At 59.3% G+C, this 16433-nt stretch carries 11 protein-coding genes and 2 pseudogenes; 1 reads left to right on the forward strand and 12 read right to left on the reverse strand.

What is annotated here, in order from left to right; all coding sequences use genetic code 11:
* Positions 1-36 precede the first annotated feature (36 nt).
* From hypF to ACVWY3_RS25185, 12 genes and pseudogenes are all read right to left on the reverse strand, one after another.
* On the reverse strand, positions 37-2292 hold the full coding sequence (hypF, locus tag ACVWY3_RS25130) for a carbamoyltransferase HypF (RefSeq protein ID WP_456840863.1): 2256 nt from the start codon (positions 2290-2292) through the stop codon (positions 37-39).
* Entirely contained in the window at positions 2289-3245 is a 957-nt protein-coding gene (hypB, locus tag ACVWY3_RS25135; RefSeq protein ID WP_456840864.1) for a hydrogenase nickel incorporation protein HypB, read from the reverse strand. The genes hypF and hypB overlap by 4 nt, the downstream gene beginning before the upstream one ends.
* A complete protein-coding gene (gene hypA, locus ACVWY3_RS25140; protein ID WP_456840865.1) occupies positions 3245-3586 on the reverse strand; it encodes a hydrogenase maturation nickel metallochaperone HypA in 342 nt (113 codons plus the stop codon). Before hypA ends, hypB begins: the two co-directional genes overlap by 1 nt.
* Entirely contained in the window at positions 3579-4670 is a 1092-nt protein-coding gene (locus ACVWY3_RS25145; protein ID WP_456840866.1) for a hypothetical protein, read from the reverse strand. Before ACVWY3_RS25145 ends, hypA begins: the two co-directional genes overlap by 8 nt.
* A gap of 88 nt (positions 4671-4758) precedes the next feature.
* Positions 4759-5622, reverse strand: coding sequence for a hydrogenase expression/formation C-terminal domain-containing protein (locus ACVWY3_RS25150; protein WP_456840867.1), 864 nt, complete (start codon positions 5620-5622; stop codon positions 4759-4761).
* Positions 5623-6218: 596 nt separating this feature from the next.
* Positions 6219-6509, reverse strand: a complete 291-nt coding sequence (locus ACVWY3_RS25155) for a HypC/HybG/HupF family hydrogenase formation chaperone (RefSeq protein WP_456840868.1) — start codon at positions 6507-6509, stop codon at positions 6219-6221.
* Positions 6510-6524: 15 nt separating this feature from the next.
* Positions 6525-7106, reverse strand: a complete 582-nt coding sequence (locus ACVWY3_RS25160) for a HyaD/HybD family hydrogenase maturation endopeptidase (RefSeq protein ID WP_456840869.1) — start codon at positions 7104-7106, stop codon at positions 6525-6527.
* 11 nt (positions 7107-7117) lie between these two features.
* A pseudogene (cybH, locus tag ACVWY3_RS25165) lies at positions 7118-7827 on the reverse strand (Ni/Fe-hydrogenase, b-type cytochrome subunit).
* A gap of 4 nt (positions 7828-7831) precedes the next feature.
* Positions 7832-9622: a nickel-dependent hydrogenase large subunit gene (locus ACVWY3_RS25170; protein ID WP_456840870.1), complete on the reverse strand. Its 1791-nt coding sequence runs from the start codon at positions 9620-9622 to the stop codon at positions 7832-7834.
* A 13-nt stretch (positions 9623-9635) separates the two neighbouring features.
* Positions 9636-10736 carry a hydrogenase small subunit gene (locus ACVWY3_RS25175; protein ID WP_456843454.1) on the reverse strand — a complete coding sequence of 367 codons (1101 nt, stop codon included), beginning with the start codon at positions 10734-10736 and terminating at the stop codon, positions 9636-9638.
* Between the two features lie 815 nt (positions 10737-11551).
* Positions 11552-12813: pseudogene (locus ACVWY3_RS25180) on the reverse strand (serine hydrolase domain-containing protein).
* Between the two features lie 78 nt (positions 12814-12891).
* Positions 12892-13581 (reverse strand): molybdate ABC transporter permease subunit, encoded by a 690-nt coding sequence (locus ACVWY3_RS25185; protein WP_456840871.1) that lies wholly within the window; start codon positions 13579-13581, stop codon positions 12892-12894.
* Positions 13582-14741: 1160 nt separating this feature from the next.
* On the opposite strand from ACVWY3_RS25185, the gene dctA reads away from it, so the two are divergent.
* The gene (gene dctA, locus ACVWY3_RS25190; protein ID WP_456840872.1) at positions 14742-16052 is read left to right on the forward strand and encodes a C4-dicarboxylate transporter DctA; all 1311 of its coding nucleotides are present in this window, start codon (positions 14742-14744) and stop codon (positions 16050-16052) included.
* Positions 16053-16433 lie beyond the last annotated feature (381 nt).

Below are 16433 nucleotides of genomic sequence, written 5' to 3' on the forward strand. Positions count from 1 at the left end.
ATTTTCGCAATCTTTGCCGGAACCGAAAGGCACATATCAGGCTGTTCCTCCCCTGGCGGACGACTGTTGAGCTATCTGCAGAGCGGCAATCCAGGCCTGGCCAAGGCTCAAACCGCCATCATTGGGCGGCACCCGCCGAGGCGCGAGCGGGGTAAGGCCGGCAGCGCTGCAACCGCGCGGGATTTCATCCGCCAGCGCCGCGTTCAGGAAGCAGCCGCCGCTCAGAACGACGGTATTAACGCCCGTTGTTCGGGCAGACCGCGTGACCCAGTCAACGCAGGCAGCGGCGAAGGTGCCATGAAACAGCCCGGCTCCGCCGACCGCGTCAATGTCATCTGCAATCAACCGCGCAAACAGCGGGCGAAGCGACAGCACGCCGCCATCGATCGTCCAGCCGGATTCAAGAATCGCAGTCCGCCGCACCAGCGCCTCGAGCTTCATCGCCGCTTCGCCCTCATAGCTCTGCAAACTCGCAATCCCCAGCAGCGCCGCTGCGGCGTCGAACAACCGGCCCGCACTGGTCGTAGTGGCCCCGCCCGGCTGTTCGAGCAAGGCCGACACACATCCAGCCTGCCGTTGCGCTGCAAAGCGCGGCCCGATTTCGTTACCCCGGCCGAGCCCGTGTAATACTGCGCTGGCCATCCGCCACGGCTCGCGGGCTGCACGATCTCCACCGGGCATTTGCAGGGGCGCTAAGTGCCCGATGCGTCGGAACCCCGTCCCTTCGCACAACAATAGCTCGCCACCCCAGTTACCGCCTTCGGGGCCAAGGCCATGGCCATCGAGCACCAGGGCAAGCACTGGTCCAGCATGGCCATGCTCGGCGATCACTGCGGCAGCGTGTGCGTGGTGATGCTGGACAGCGACCAGCACGCGGCCATTTGCTTCCGCAAACCGGGTAGAAGCCATATCAGGATGCAGATCATGGGCGATGGCGACCGGCTCTACATCAAGGCTCGATGTGAGGTGTCGAATCGTCTCCTCGAACGCACGGATGCCTTCGGCCGTATCCAGATCGCCAATATGCTGGGAGATGAACGCTTCGTTGTCCCGCGTGATCGTGACGGTCGATTTCAGTGCACCGCCGACGGCGAGCACAGGCGGCACAGACTTCGCAAGCCTGATCGGTTCGGGAACATAGCCACGGGCACGACGAATAAATTGCGGCCGGCCAGCCACCACCGACACCACGGAGTCATCAGCACGCGTCACTATGTCGCGATCATGGGTCACGATAAGGTCGGAGATCCCCTTGAGCCGCCGCAGCGCCTGCGCGTCGTCAGTCAGGAGCGGTTCGCCGCAAAGGTTGGCACTGGTGGCGACGATAGCCGGGCCGGTCCGCGCACATGCTCCTGCCGAGCGAAGCGCATGAAGGATGACGTGATGCAGCGGCGCTACAGGCAGCATGACACCCACGCGCGATAAGCCAGGAGCTATGGCGGGCGCCAAATTGTTGCGCGAAGACAGAAGAACGATGGGACGCGCTACGGATTCGAGCAGCGCAAGCTCGGGCGCGTTCGCCTCCGCGATGGCGCTGACGCGCTCTATGGAATCGACCATAACCGCGAACGGCTTCTGAAGGCGCTGCTTTCTCCTGCGCAAACGCTGCACGACGTCCTGGTTACGCGCATCGCAAAGAAGCTGGTATCCTCCGAGCCCCTTGATCGCCACGATTTGTCCCCCCGCGATTGCCGCGACAATGGCGCTGATCCCATGGCTGAGCCGAGGCCCGCATGCCGGACACGCGATCGCCTCCGCATGGAACCTGCGGCTCGCCGGATCGGCATATTCGGCCGCGCAGGCGGCGCACAGCCTAAAAGCCCGCATCACGGTGTTGCGGCGGTCGTACGGAAGGCGTTCGGCGATGGTGTAGCGTGGGCCGCAATGGCAGCAACTGATGAAGGGGTAAAGGTAATGCCGGCTTTCTGGATCGAACAGCTCGCTGAGGCATTGCTGGCAGGCAGCAGCATCAGCGACGATCTGGGTTGACAATTTGCCGGCTTCGCTCATGCCGACCAAAAACTCTTTCGCCGCAAGCGCGGAAGTCTCCCGAACGCAGATGTTGTCGATGCGTGCCAATGGAGGCGCCTCGAGGGGCAATGTTGCTACAAACTCCGACGCACGGTTGCCCTCGACCTCGATCGTAACGCCCTCGGGGCCATTGATGACAAACCCCGCCAATCCGTAGCGCATGGCGAGTCTATAGACGTAAGGACGAAAGCCGACCCCTTGCACGGCCCCAGTCACGCGCACCCTCAGCCGCGTTCGGTCGCAGTTGGTTGCGGCGCTCATCGCCTTATATCCTCTACGGGGCGCCTTTGATGCCCTGCCTGTCTATCGATCCAGGCGTAGAGCGCGCCAAGACCCTCACCCGTACGAGCCGAAACTAAGAGCACCTCGATCTTTGGATTGACTCGTCTTGCGTATTCGATCGTCTTGCGGAAATCGAACTCAAGCAGCGGGGCCAGATCAATCTTGTTGATCACCATCAGCGAAGAAGCGGCAAACGTATCAGGATATTTGAGCGGCTTGTCTTCACCTTCGGTAATGGATAGCAGTACGATCTTGCAAGCCTCGCCGAGATCGAAGGCTGCAGGACAAATCAGATTACCGACGTTCTCGATAAAGAGAATACCACCCGTGAGCAGCGGCAACCGGCGATAAACCTCGCCAATCATGGCGGCGTCGAGATGGCAGCCCTTGCCGGTGTTAACTTGAATGGCTGGCACGCCGGCGGCCCGGATGCGTTCGGCATCGTTCGAGGTCTGCTGGTCGCCCTCGATAACCCCTACCGGCCGGCTGCGCTTGAGCTCAGACGCCGCGCGAACGAGTAGCGTCGTTTTACCTGCACCGGGGCTGGATAAAAGATTAAATACAAGCAGGTCATTAGCGAGAAAGAGCGCGCGGTTGTGCGCCGCAATCCCATTATTCTTGCTAAGAATATCGCGCTCGATCTGAATGACCCGCTCTCTGCTCATGCCCCCGACCTTCAAGCCAGCCGGCCCGGCGCCGCTCAGAAGCGCCTGCCCACCATGAGCCTGGTGATGGGCAGACTGAGGATGGCGACTATGACTATCGCCAGCATGGTTTGAACGCTGCGCGCCTTGGTCGCCATGCGGACGGGCACAATGGCAATCGCAATCGCCCGGCACATGGGCAGCGTATCCCTCATGGCGCTCCACATCATGCGCCTTGGCGCGTTTGGTCGACGGCGTCCCTTCGGTGCAGCCGCAAACGGTACACATCAATCGATCTCCAGCTCTTTCACGCGCATCTGTTCGCCCGCGGTTACCTGCAACTGATAGCTGCCGCAGCAAGGACAGCGCTCACCGCGGCGCGCAATTTCGACGCTGTTCGAACAGCTCATGCACCAGGCAAGGCCAGGCAGTTCGACGATATTAAGGACTGCACCCTCGGCAACCGTCCGCGTTGCAACGACAGCAAAGCAGAACCTGAGCGCTTCAGGCGCGGCATGACTCAACGCTCCCATCTCTAGACAGACGCTCCGCACCCGCGAGAACGGTCGGTGACGTACCTCCTCCTCGACGATTTGAATGATGCCGAGACAAATCGCCATTTCATGCATCGCCAACTTCGCGAAAATTGAGAGTGAACCCGACGCACGGATCGAGCGATGCAATTACCGCATCGACTGCATCCCGACGTCGTCCAACCGTCAGCACCGCTCCCTGCAGGCTGCGGACAAGCGGTCCGCACGGGTGGAAATTCCACTCCGTCGGCGCAAGGAATTCGAAGCGGGATATCCGGCCCTGAGGATCGAGCTCAACCCCGTGGTAGAGACGCCCCCTGGCGCATTCGACCGCGGCCGCCGCACGGCGGGGCCCCAACTTGTATGTTTCGATAATCCCATGCTCTGCCGAGTCAATCTGAGCACCGGTCTTGAGCCAGGCACATAACCGGAGGGTTTCAGCAATTCTGGCACCCAGCCGCTCGGCCGGGGAGGGGCTCGGCGGGAGCCGATCACGCGTCATTTGGCGCGCCCATGGACCCGTCTCAGGCACATGTCCGTCAAGATCTGGACGATAGCAAAATGTCGGGCCATCCACGAGCAGCCGTTTAACGATGTTGAGGTCGTCAGCAACGGACAGGAACGAGTGCTCCGCCGGAATTGGCTTGAGGCCGACCTCATCAAGCGCCGCAATGCGAAGCGCCAATGGGCTACCGGACCTCACCGCGCGCCCCTCATCCGACATACCGAGCGCGTTCAGCGCACCCACGATCCGCGCTGTTGCTTCGCGTTGGGCAGAGCCCCAGGGTGAGTGTGCGCTGCCGAGAAGCGCTGACATTCCCCGCACCAGGGAGCGGATTTCCGCCGCGCCCGCGATGTCTTGCGCAAGATGTCCGACAAGCAGGCCGCGTAGCAAATCCGCAACGCGCTCAATAACGATAAGCGCAATACGGCGCTGCTTTGTTGTGCGGGTGATCACTTCCTCGCGCGCCGTCTCGACCGCGGACAGCAGTGCAATTTGCTGTGTAGCGGCACACAACGCGAAGAGCCGCGGCAGCAGCTTGAGCAGCGACGAGGCTTGTTTCCCAGCGAACAGCCGTGCCAGCGGCGGCCGGACTCGCGGCAGGATCTCGATCGCGGCGACTACGTCGGCAGCTAGCGATACGGTGATAACGATTTTGTTGCTGGCAGCGAGGCTCATGCGCACCGCTCCACCAACTCCTGCGCCACGTATGCCGGCGGTCGCTGACTGCGGGATCCCACCGGACGGCGAACGTTCTCCAAGCTCTTCATGTGAAGTACGCCGCAATAATTTCCTGCATGCGCTCGGCAGAGTCACGGAAATCCTCGTCGGCAGCCAACGCAACCATCGGCACGCCGCCGACCTCCAGCGTATCAAGGATGATATTGTCCATAGAATTGAAGAACTGCACCGACCAGACGTTCCTGATCCCGGTCGCCTGCACTCGGCACGTGCTGTAGCCGCGGAAGATGAGTTGGACCGGACCATTGCCCAGGCTTTGCTGCAGGAATGCCAGGTCGATAACGCTCATCGGCAGCAAGGTGAGATTGATGACATGCGCGCGCATTCCAAGGCGCCAGACGCGGGCCCGCTCGCGTATTTCAGCGAGCACCGGTCGCACGTTCATCGCGCCGTCCGGCGCCGGGCCGATCGCAAGGTCGGCGGACGTCAGGTCAGTTGCGGCGCGCCGGACAATCTGCGGGATCGCTCCGACCTCAAGATATTCGCGCGCCGGCTCGCTTCCGATGCGCACGCGCCAAATTCCTGCAAGCACGGACTCACGGATATGCGCCAAAGAGCCATCTGGCAGCGCAACCACGCCGGCGACCTCACCCGCTCCGAGCACTTCGCTTATCAGCTTGCGCTCGGGATCGCTGAGATGCGCGAGCCCGTACAGTTGTGTCCGACCGCTGCTTCTCTGGCTGCCAACGGCAGCAGCGGCATTCGATAATAGCGCGGTGGCATTCGGATAGGTCCCTGCAAGCTCGTCGCCGTCGCGCCAAGCGCGCTTGACGAGCGCAGTCGCACTCGTCAACCCGCTATAGAATACATCAAGATTTCCAGAGCCCGTGGCAAGGCCATTCGCCGCCCCAACGGCGACGTCGGAAACAACGCGGATCGCTGTTTTCATAACGCGATGTTCCGTTGGCTGCATCGTGAGGCAATGCACTTGCCGACACAAGCGCTGCCGGCGTGTGGCCGAACCCTCGGTACCGAAATGCGATCGATCGCGACGAAACGGACCGGTCTCCTACCGATCAGGCGGAGTGTATCGTGCCGTCGGCAGAGGATCGGCGTCGGCGGGCCTCGCAGGTCGAGCCACTTAACCAGTTCGCCACCTACAGCGCGCGCAGGCACTGCTCCTTGCCTACGCCGCCGAAACGTCTTGACCATCTCAGAAAGTAAGAATGCGACCTGGATGATCCGAAGCAGATATACGGGATCGGCCGCTGGCAGCGGCATCACGGCCACTCTCACGGGAGCGTGCGCGACCAGGCGCGCATCGACGCTGACGCGCTCCACGTCGGACGCAGCGGGCCGCGCCAGACCATGCTGTGCCGGCTGCAACTTCATCACACGCCTTTCTGATACTGTTCGGTTCTGCTAGGAGGGTAATAGCAAGGCGTGTGCCAATCAGAAGCCCCTGACATTTTCCATGCCGAGGTTACGTGCGACTGGAATCGATTTGTGAGCAAGCTTGGTCGGCGCAACCGGCGAGCGGAACTGCTAGCGTAGGTGCTCGGGCAATTGCGGCTCATGACCGATCAAGTCCGCAAAGAAGCGATCGCAGTCCTGGCCGTTGAGGGTGGCCTCGAGCCCTTCAAGTGCTTCCGAGATCAGCCTTGCTTCATTTTCGTCCAAAAGCCGCACCGCGGTATCGATATGAACGAGCACCTTGGCGCCGGCCGAGGCGTCGGAGAGCAGCATGACCGAGACGCGCCGCTGTTCATTGCCATACTTGCAAAGCGCCATGATGCCGTCGATCTCGACAATCGTCATTGGCAAGCCAAGACACATGGTCGATCGCGGCCGCTAGATCGGCTGCGCCCCCATCTCATAGCTTGCACGGTCGATATTGTTCGCCAACAGCCCTTCTGATGCAGGCAGCGGCGCGGTCCGCGGCTTTGCCGGCGAGTCCCACTGCGCCAGGAGTTTGCAAGCCAGTTTAATCGCAGGTGCAATCTGGACGCGTACCGGGGCGGTCAGCGGACCGCCCCAATGCTCCAGGTTCATCGGCTGACAGCCAATGAGAGCGAGCTCTCGCGGGCGACGGCCAAGCAGGTCGGCCGCACTCAAGACCTCCTGAAAGCCGGTCTGATGCAGGCTCACCTTCTTGGCGGCTGTAAATTTTGGCACTTCGTCATTTCGCACCAGCCTCAACTGCCCGGGCAGCAATCCATAGTCGATGGCATCAAACACGATCAGGCAATCGGCCTGCTCCAGAAAACTGATGAGGTAGAGTCCCTGTGTGCCGCCATCGAGGACGGTTACGTTGTCATCGATCGCGTAGTGCCGGTGAAACTCCTCGACCACCCGTACGCCGAATCCCTCATCCGCCCACAGGATATTGCCGATGCCGAGCACCAGGATCCTTTTCTTGTTTTCCGGATGCATCCGCTTCCCAGTCAATCGCGAAACCCGCACTCACCCGATATCACAGAAGCGATGCTCCGGCGCGACATGAGTCTTCCCGGACCACCGCGTAGATGTGGACCAGCGCAAAGGTCACGATCACCCACAGGCCGAGATGATGCCAGGTATGGACGTCCTGACTGTTCGGCCAAATTGAAAATACCCAGGCGAATAACGTGTACTGCCAACTGTCAGTACCGGCACCTTGCCCATAAAGTGCAAAGCCTGTGACGACCATGAACGTGATCGTCTGCGTAAACATGAAAAACATCGCGAGCTGAGCAAGACGGTTGTGCCCGAGCCGCCTCTCGGGCTCAACTGTCAGGAACGCGTACCAGCGAATCTCGTGGTACACCTCGCGCCAAAAGCACCTACGCCAGAGCGGCAACCAAAAGATCTGCATGGCATGCGCGTTTCCGATTAACGCCCAGTAGATCCGCAGAAGAAAGCCGATACTGAGCACATATCCCGCCGAGAAATGAGCAAAGCGGATATAGCCGAACAGGAAATTGCCGCTTGGCTCTCCCGCCATCGCGGGTGTACCGGTTCCCATGACATAGCCGGTTAAACTCAGCATCAGAATGGCCCCCGCATTAACCCAATGCCACAGTCGCACCGGCGCGAAGGCGGTGCCAGCGCCGATGCTTCGTTCAGTGGGTTTCGCATCGACGCTGGCAAGGAGCTTCCGGGCTCTATCAAGCATGTCGCTAACGAACACTGACCGAAGCCATTTCCTGGCCGTCAGGACTCATCACGTGGGTCGAGCAAGCCAAGCACGGATCAAAGGAATGGATCGTGCGCAAGATCTCCAGGGGCCGCTGCGGATCGAGCATCGGGGTACCGATCAGGGAGGCTTCAAAGGCGCCAATATTGCCCTTGGGATCGCGAGGAGATCCATTCCACGTCGTCGGCACGACACATTGATAATTGTCGATCTTGGCGTCCTTGATCTTAATCCAGTGCCCAAGCGCGCCGCGCGGGGCCTCACTGAACCCGTAGCCCTTGGCCTCCTTCTGCCAGCTCTCCGGCTTCCACTTGGTGACATCGGCAGTTGCCGTATTGCCTGCCTTGATGTTGATTACCAGCTTATCCTGGAAATAACGCATCTGATGCGCCGCCCATTGGCATTCGAGCGCCCGCGCCGCAGTACGGCCAAGCGTCGAGAACAGCGCAGTCAGGGGAAGATTGAGCCGCTTGAGTAGTCTCTCGGCCGGCTCCTTGAACTCGGCTTTGCCTTGCGCATAACCGATGATGTATCGCGCCAACGGCCCGACCTCCACTGCGTGGCCGCGCCAGCGCGGCGCTTTGATCCAGGAATACTTGCCGCCTTCGTCGAGTTCCTCGATATCCGTCTTGCTGCCTTTGAGTTTTGGCCCAAGTTCAAAATGCGGCTCGGTGATGCCGTCCCAGGGATGCAGTCCACAGCAATCGTTGGGGTATTTATACCATGAATGCGCGACGAATTCCTGGATCTGCTCGGGATCACCATGGTCGATCGGCAGGATCTCCTTGAGATCGCCACCAAGTATGACCCCGCGCGGCAGCTTGAAACTTTTGGCGGAATAGTCATTTGCGTTTTCGGGGATGTCGCCATAGGACATCACGCTCTTGCTCGAAAGTCCGCCGCCATGGAGCCAGTCCTTATAGAACGAGCAGATCGCGGCAATGTCGGGCAGGTAGACCTGCTCGACAAACTCGATCGAACGGTCGATGATCGAGGCCACGATGTTCAGTCGCTCTATATTGATCGCACCCACCGCACCAGGTCCCTCGGTGTTGATCGCGCAGGGCACGCCGCCGACCAGCCAGTTCGGATGCGGGTTCTTACCACCATAGATAGCTTGGATCTTGACGATCTCCTTCTGGAAGTCCAGCGCTTCCAGATAATGCGCTACAGCCATCAGGTTCGCTTCCGGTGGCAGCTTGTAGGCCGGATGCCCCCAATAGCCATTCTTGAACGGACCGAGTTGCCCTGATCCGAAGAATTTGGTGAGCCGGATCTGCAAATCCTTAAAATAGCCAGGGGACGACAGCGGCCAGGGCGAGATAGACTGCGCGAGCGCCGAGGTCGACTTGGGATCGGCCTTGAGCGCGGAGACCACGTCGACCCAATCCAGCGCGTGCAGGTGATAGAAATGTACGAGGTGATCATGAACGAGCAGGCACAGCTGCATGATGTTGCGGATCGAATTGGCATTCTTCGGAATCGCAATTCCTAGTGCATTTTCAACTGCGCGCACGGAGGTGAGCGCATGGGCGCCGGTGCAGACCCCGCAAATCCGCTCGGTGAACGCCCAGGCGTCGCGAGGATCACGCCCGCGCAGGATGACTTCGATGCCCCGCCACATCGTTCCGCTCGAGACCGCATTGCGGATCACATTCTCGGAATCGAGATTGGCTTCGACACGCAGGTGGCCTTCGATCCGCGTCAGCGGATCGATGACGATTCGCCTGCCTGAACGATCAACATTGAACCCATTCGGTGTCTGGACGGCCACCGTCGTCCCCTCCTCAACTCGGTTTGCTTTTGTGGGCTGCGGGATCCGACTTGTGGGTCAACCGCTTCACGGCGGTGACCGCCGCATGGGCAGCGACGGTTAGCCCAACTACGCCGGCAGCGGCCATGCCGATCTGGTCGGCGTTCTCCTCGATCCCGAACTGCTTGATGGTTGTGAGTCGGTCGTAAAATGACCCCATATCCCAGAAGCCGTCTTCGGAGCAGCCAAAACAGCCGTGGCCGGATTGAATCGGAAATGAAACGCCGCCGTTCCACCGAAGGGCCGAACAGGCATTGTAGGTGGTTGGCCCCTTGCAGCCCATCTTGTACAGGCAATAGCCCTTGCGTGCGTACTTATCGTCCCATTCTTCGACGAATTGGCCAGCGTCGAAGTGGGAACGCCGATAGCACTTGTCGTGAATGCGCTCGGAATAGAACATACTTGGACGCCCTTGGCGATCGAGCTCCGGAAGCTTTCCGAACGTGGTGATGAAAGTCACGAGGCCGGTCATGACCTCTGCGATAGGCGGGCACCCGGGCACCTTGATGATCGGCTTGTTGGTGATCACCTTATCGATCGGCGCCGCGCCAGTCGGATTGGGCTTGGCCGCTTGCACGCATCCCCAAGACGCACACGTGCCCCAAGCGATGATCGCCATGGACTCTTCCGCCATGGACCTGAGCTTTTCAACGAACGGCTTGCCGCCGTCAATGCAGAACATGCCACCCTCGTTCAGCGGTGGATTGCCTTCGACGGCGAGCACATACCTGCCTTTGTACTTTGCACGAGTTTCCTCCAAGATGGCTTCGGCCTGGTGTCCCGCCGCCGCCATGATCGTATCGTCATAGTCGAGCGAAATCATCGACAGCAGCGCGTCCTTAATCAAGGGATGGGCCGAGCGGATAAAGCTTTCCGAGCAGCAGGTACACTCGAGCCCGTGCAGCCAAATGACTGGCAAACGCGGCTTGGTCTCCAGGGCGTTAGCAATACTGCTTGCGGCGAGTGGACCAAGTCCCAAGCTCGCGGCAGTCAAACTGCAGAATTTGTGGAAACTACGACGTGTCATACCCTGACGTCTGATCACGCTGTAGAACGTTTCCGTTGCACCACCCATGAAGCGTTCCATGTGAGTTGTCGTCGGTCGTAACGAATTACTGACGTTCAGCAAGAAACAAGCCATCGAAGGGAAACCCTTAACAGATACCATGTCACCGCTTCGGGATTTGCGGACTGTCGAAAGCAGCCAGCGAGCCACAAGCGGCGCGATTGATCTGTCATGCCAATGGTGTCCGGTTTTGGACGTCCATGTGAGCACTTCAACACGGCATCGCGATGTTTTACCACTGCACGGCGACTACGTCTTGCTCGCGTTTGCACGACCGCGACACTCGCGCGTCATGCTGGTTGTTCAATGGAATTGGTGTCAGTTGACGGGCCCGAACTGCCTCCAGTGCTAATCAGACTTGCCGATTGCTGACCAAGGGCGTTAATCCGCTCATAGTCGCAACTGCGCAAGCAGCCCGTACCAAAGGGGCTCTCGAGCGACGAAGGTAAGCCGCGGCGCGAACACCGCCCTCGCTTTTTAGGTCTGATCGATCCAATCTGCCTGTGATTCAAAGCGCCTCGCCTCACGGCATCGCCGCAGGATCGTAAGCGAGAGCTTGGGCTTTCAGAGCCATCACAGGAGCGCTCGTCCCGCGAGCCGATCGATAGCAATTCGCGATCGTCTTGGCTTATCGCGACACCAAACCCGCCTGCAAGAGCTTCTTCGCGATAGCGGAGGCGATCCCGTTGTTGAAGCAATGGCGTGATCCGCGCTAACGCTGATAGCAGGTAACGGCGCCGACTTCAGTCGACATCGATGCGCAGTAGCAGCACTGTCTGCCGACCCCTGAAAACGATCGGCCGAGCCTTTCGGCCTAAAGCGGATTATCGGATTATTGCAGCATAGACGATATATTGAACTTGTTCGCGGTAATACTTCCGGATTTCTCCGGGCGCTGCCGTTCCAACGACCACGACGAGACGCTCCTTTGGGTCGCAGAAAAATTGTGTCCCGTAGGCGCCAGTCCAAGTGAACTCACCTGGATTGCCCGGAACCGCCGAGAGACCCTCGTTTATGCGTACAGCTACTCCGAGCCCGAAGCCGAAGCCGGCACGGTGCGCCTCCACATTGGCGACCTTATTTTTGATCTCTGTCCCGAGGTGGTCGGAAATCATGTGGCGCACCGTCTTCGGACCGAGAATGCGCTGCCCATCCAGCTCCCCGCCGTTGAGCAGCATTTGTCCAAAGCGCACGTAGTCACCGACTGTGGCAAATGCGCAAGCCCCCCGCAGTCAAACTTAGTCGAACTTTCGAGGAGCTCGATATCTTGTGGCTTTCCCGTAAGCGGGTCGGCTGGAAATGGATGAGCGAGGCGTTCGCGTTGCAATTCAGACAAATGGAAAGTGGCATCCTGCATTTCGATGGGCTTCCACAGGTTTCTGGCAAGATAGTCGCCCAATCGCTGTTCGCTGACCTGTTCCACGACAGCTCCCAGCACATCGATCGAGAAGCCGTATTCGAATTCCGTCCCCGGTTGGTGCGCTAGCGGCAGCTTAGTAATGGCTTCGATGAACGCCTGCTTATCGCCCCTTAGTGGCGGAGCGGCGAAATCGGGATAGAGACGCGCCACTTGGTCTGAGCTTTCGGGGGGCGCGCCATAGGTGAGCCCGGATGTGTGGCGATAGAGGTCGTGGATGTAGATCGGAGAACTCTGCGTTTGAAATTCCAATGAGCCGTCATGCTGTGGCACCCCCACCTTCATGTTTGCGAATTCCGGGTAGTAATCCGTAAGCCTGGCCCGTAGAGGCAGGCGACCTTGCTCCATGAGGATAAGTCCCGCAACGGCCACCATCGGCTTGGTCATAGACGCAAGCGCGAACATCGCGTCGAGCCGCATCGACTTTCCTTTTGCAGGATCGAGTTGCCCGTATGCCTTGTAGTGAATCAGCTTGCCGTCCCTGGCGACTGCAACCACCGCACCCGGCACGCGTTTACTAGCGATTTCGCGAGCGAAGAACTCGTCGAGCTTGGCGAGGCGCTGCTGAGAAACGCCGACGTCATGGGCCGCCGCTTCGGGCAGAGGCGCGGAGTGCACTGAATTGAAGCCGATCCCAGCAGCCGCCGCGGCCATAATAAGCTTGTTCATTGTAACCTCGCAAGGATTGATGCATCCGGCTTGCAATACTGTTGCTCGGTCGTGATCGGATATGTCCAGCCGGCTAACCTAAGAGGGTTCGGTGCCTCTCCTGGCACAGTGTCTGTCGATTAGGGCTAAGGTGACGATTGCCGCAAAGGCGAACATCACCATACCGCCGGCCACCACACTCGCCTCGCGCCAGCGCGATGCTTGAACGAAGTCTACGACGTAGGCTGACAAAACCTTGGTGCGCCCAGGAATGTTGCCGCCGATCATCATCACGACGCCGAATGTGCCGATCGTATGAGAAAAGCCAACCACGGCGGCTCTAACAAACTCCAATCGTGCCAGCGGCCCCCTGGCGGTAATGAAGCCGTACAACGACGAAACGCGCCCCGTAGTTTCCAACCCGTGGTCTCCTATCGCAGCAAAGGCGTTACGGATCGGCTGCACCACCAACGGCAGCGCCGATAGGACCGAGCCGATCACGATTCCTGCGAAGGTAAAAGCGAGCGTGCGCTCGCCCCACAAAGAGGCGAGAACGCCACCCGGTCCGTTTGGGCCGAGCAACACGAGTACGCAAAAGCCGAGAGCCGTCGGCGGTAGCACTAGCGGCAGCGCGATCATCGTCGCCACCGCCTCGCTCAAAAGACTCTTTGAGCGCGCTAGCCACCAAGCGAGGGGCACACCAATCACGAGGAGGATCACGGTCGTTACGCTGGCTAGCTCAATCGTGAGCGCAACGGATTGCGCAATCTCTGCCGAAAAGACATCCATGTGCGTCAGCCAAAAAGTGAAAAGCAGGTCGCCTTACGGGCCCAGTGATCGCCTGCACGTCCAGCTCGCCCAGGTATGTGGTGCGGATCGCCTTTTAGTCGCGCCGCACTTCATGGCGGCCGCCACATTCACGCGCGTCGTTTGCAGCGTCGCAAGTCTCATCGGCACTCCTGTGACAGGGCCGCTCCATCCATCTGACAGCGGCGCCTCCTCGTTTGAAATCAGCAATTCCCGTGCCGCGTGCGAACTGCGCGGCGCGATATGCGCAACATGGGAGAAATTCGCATAGACGTCGATGTCGCTGTGGCGTGGACCCAACGCTATGTCAGATTTCTGGCATCTCTGTTCCCGAGCAGACAGCGACGGCTGCGCAACGGAACGGGAGAATTTGACGCCGCCAAAGATGCCTATGTGGTTTGTCGGTGACTCAAACGCCGCACTCGCCGGGCCGGCAGTGGAGGGGATCGCAGGAAGCCTGCCCCTTGGCAGCAACGCGAACGAACGAGCTGAGTAATCATCGTGACGCTGCTTCTGCGACGTTGCAAAAGGCGCTGAGAGGCCGAGAGCGAAGGCCGCTTCTCGATCAACCTGCCTAATGCGCATCGTTAGCACAGGCCTGGAGACAAATGCCCCGTGCACGAACGAGCTTTGCCGCTAGCGATAAGGCAGTGCATCGATTCAAGATTATTGCCGCGCAATCGAGCTCCTAAACCAGGCTTCCATCGCGTGGATGATTACAATCCAAACTATCAATTTTACCAATGTCATCTACTGTTGCATCCATCAGCAGTTGTCGCATATCGATCACGCTCGGACTTCCATCCCGAGAAGGGACTTCGCTAATGCGCTCAGCCGACCAAGTTACGCGTCTGGCTACAACTTTTTGTTCGACCTTGCGACCGCGAGCCGGGCAATCAAACCGATACCGCCCGGAGACAGACGGTTTGGTCGAGACTGCTTAATCGGGCGCACTTTGGCCAACTGGTGCATATCTTGCTTAACGAGAAAGGATAACGCAACTAAACGCCTGCCTTTGAACGACGCACCGGCTCTCGGAACCGTCTTCATCGGACACGGCTAAAATGATGAGTCTCGTATGACGCTGTCGTCTCTCAATGACGCGGTGGCTCGCATGCGAGTATATTCGGGAAGGAAGCGTCATGACCACCATAGCAACCGCGGTGCCCGCACGCGCGTCGCAAGCTTGGTATAAGATTCTCTACGTGCAGGTGCTGATCGCGATCTTGATTGGCGCCATGGTCGGTTGCCTATGGCCGTCTGTCGCGACCAACGACTGGGTCAAGGCGCTCGGTGACGGGTTTATCAAGCTCATCAAGATGGTGATCGCGCCGATTATTTTCTGCACCGTCACATCTGGTATTGCGCATATTCAGGATGCGAAGAAAGTCGGGCGCGTCGGCGTCAAGGCGCTGGTCTATTTCGAGATCGTCTCCAGCTTTGCCTTGGTGTTGGGCCTTCTTATGGGCAACCTGGTTCAAATCGGTCATGGCCTTGCGGTCAAGCCCGATGCTGGCGCGGTCGCCGATTACGTCAAGCAGGCGGAAGCGTCGAAGACCGTCGATTTCTTTCTCAACATCATTCCCGAAACCGTGGTCGGCGCCTTCGCCCGCGGCGATGTTCTGCAGGTTCTCCTGTTCGCGATCCTATTCGGCTTTTCACTGATGGCGTTGGGAAACCGTGGGGAGCGACTGCGAGGCATGATTGACGACGTCGCGCACGCGGTGTTCGGCGTGATCGCTATTATCATGAAAGCGGCCCCGATCGGCGCCTTCGCGGCCATGGCCTTCACTATCGGCAAGTTCGGGCCGGCAGCACTCGGCAATTTGATCGGTCTGATCGCGCTGTTTTACGCGACGGCGGCGTTATTTGTTGTGGTGGTGCTCGGTTTGATCGCGCGCCTCGTCGGCTTTTCAATCTTCAAGTTCATTGTCTATATCAAGGACGAGATTCTGATCGTGCTCGGCACATCGTCCTCTGAAAGCGCGCTGCCGCAATTAATGGAGAAGCTCGAACGGCTGGGCTGCTCCAAGCCCGTGGTCGGCCTGGTGGTGCCAACTGGCTACTCCTTCAATCTCGACGGCACCAATATCTATATGACACTTGCAACATTGTTCATTGCCCAGGCACTCGGGGTCGATCTCACCTTTGGCCAGCAGCTCACGATCCTGCTCGTGGCAATGCTAACGTCGAAGGGAGCAAGCGGCGTCACCGGCGCGGGCTTCATCACGCTCGCTGCGACGTTGTCGGTGGTCAATCCAGCGCTGGTGCCAGGCATGGCCATCGTATTTTCGATCGACAAGTTCATGAGCGAGGTGCGCGCCCTTACTAACATCACCGGCAATGGCATCGCCGCCGTGTTCGTATCCTGGTGGGAGGACGAGCTCGAGCACGCGACGCTGCAAGCTCGGCTCAACCAGCCCAACGTGTCCACCACTATTGACACACGATGAGATAGGTCCCGGATCCTAACCGCCGCCATTCAAAGACGCGTCGAAGGCAAGCGCAGCAATATTTCTCGTAGTTCGAATCGACAAAGTCGATTTGACAGGAGCCGGAACTATCTCGCGCGATCTCCAGTGCGCAGCCCCTGCCTGCGCCGCCCCCGGGCGGCTGCCCTAAAAAAGCTGCCAGCCGAGCAAAAGAGTAGGAGCTTTTTTATAGTCATTTTTAAGCGCGTCTTTCCCCGTCAAGCTCCCGGCCATCTGAACGCTTCTATGGCATTTTGTCCTGCCAGATAACAGGATTGCGACAGAATGTGTCCAGCCTGACGGCTCTAGGCGTTGCTCCGTACAATCGCCATGTGCGCGGTCACTGCGCTTGCCTCGTCAGAC

The organism is Bradyrhizobium sp. USDA 4486 (assembly GCF_054057995.1).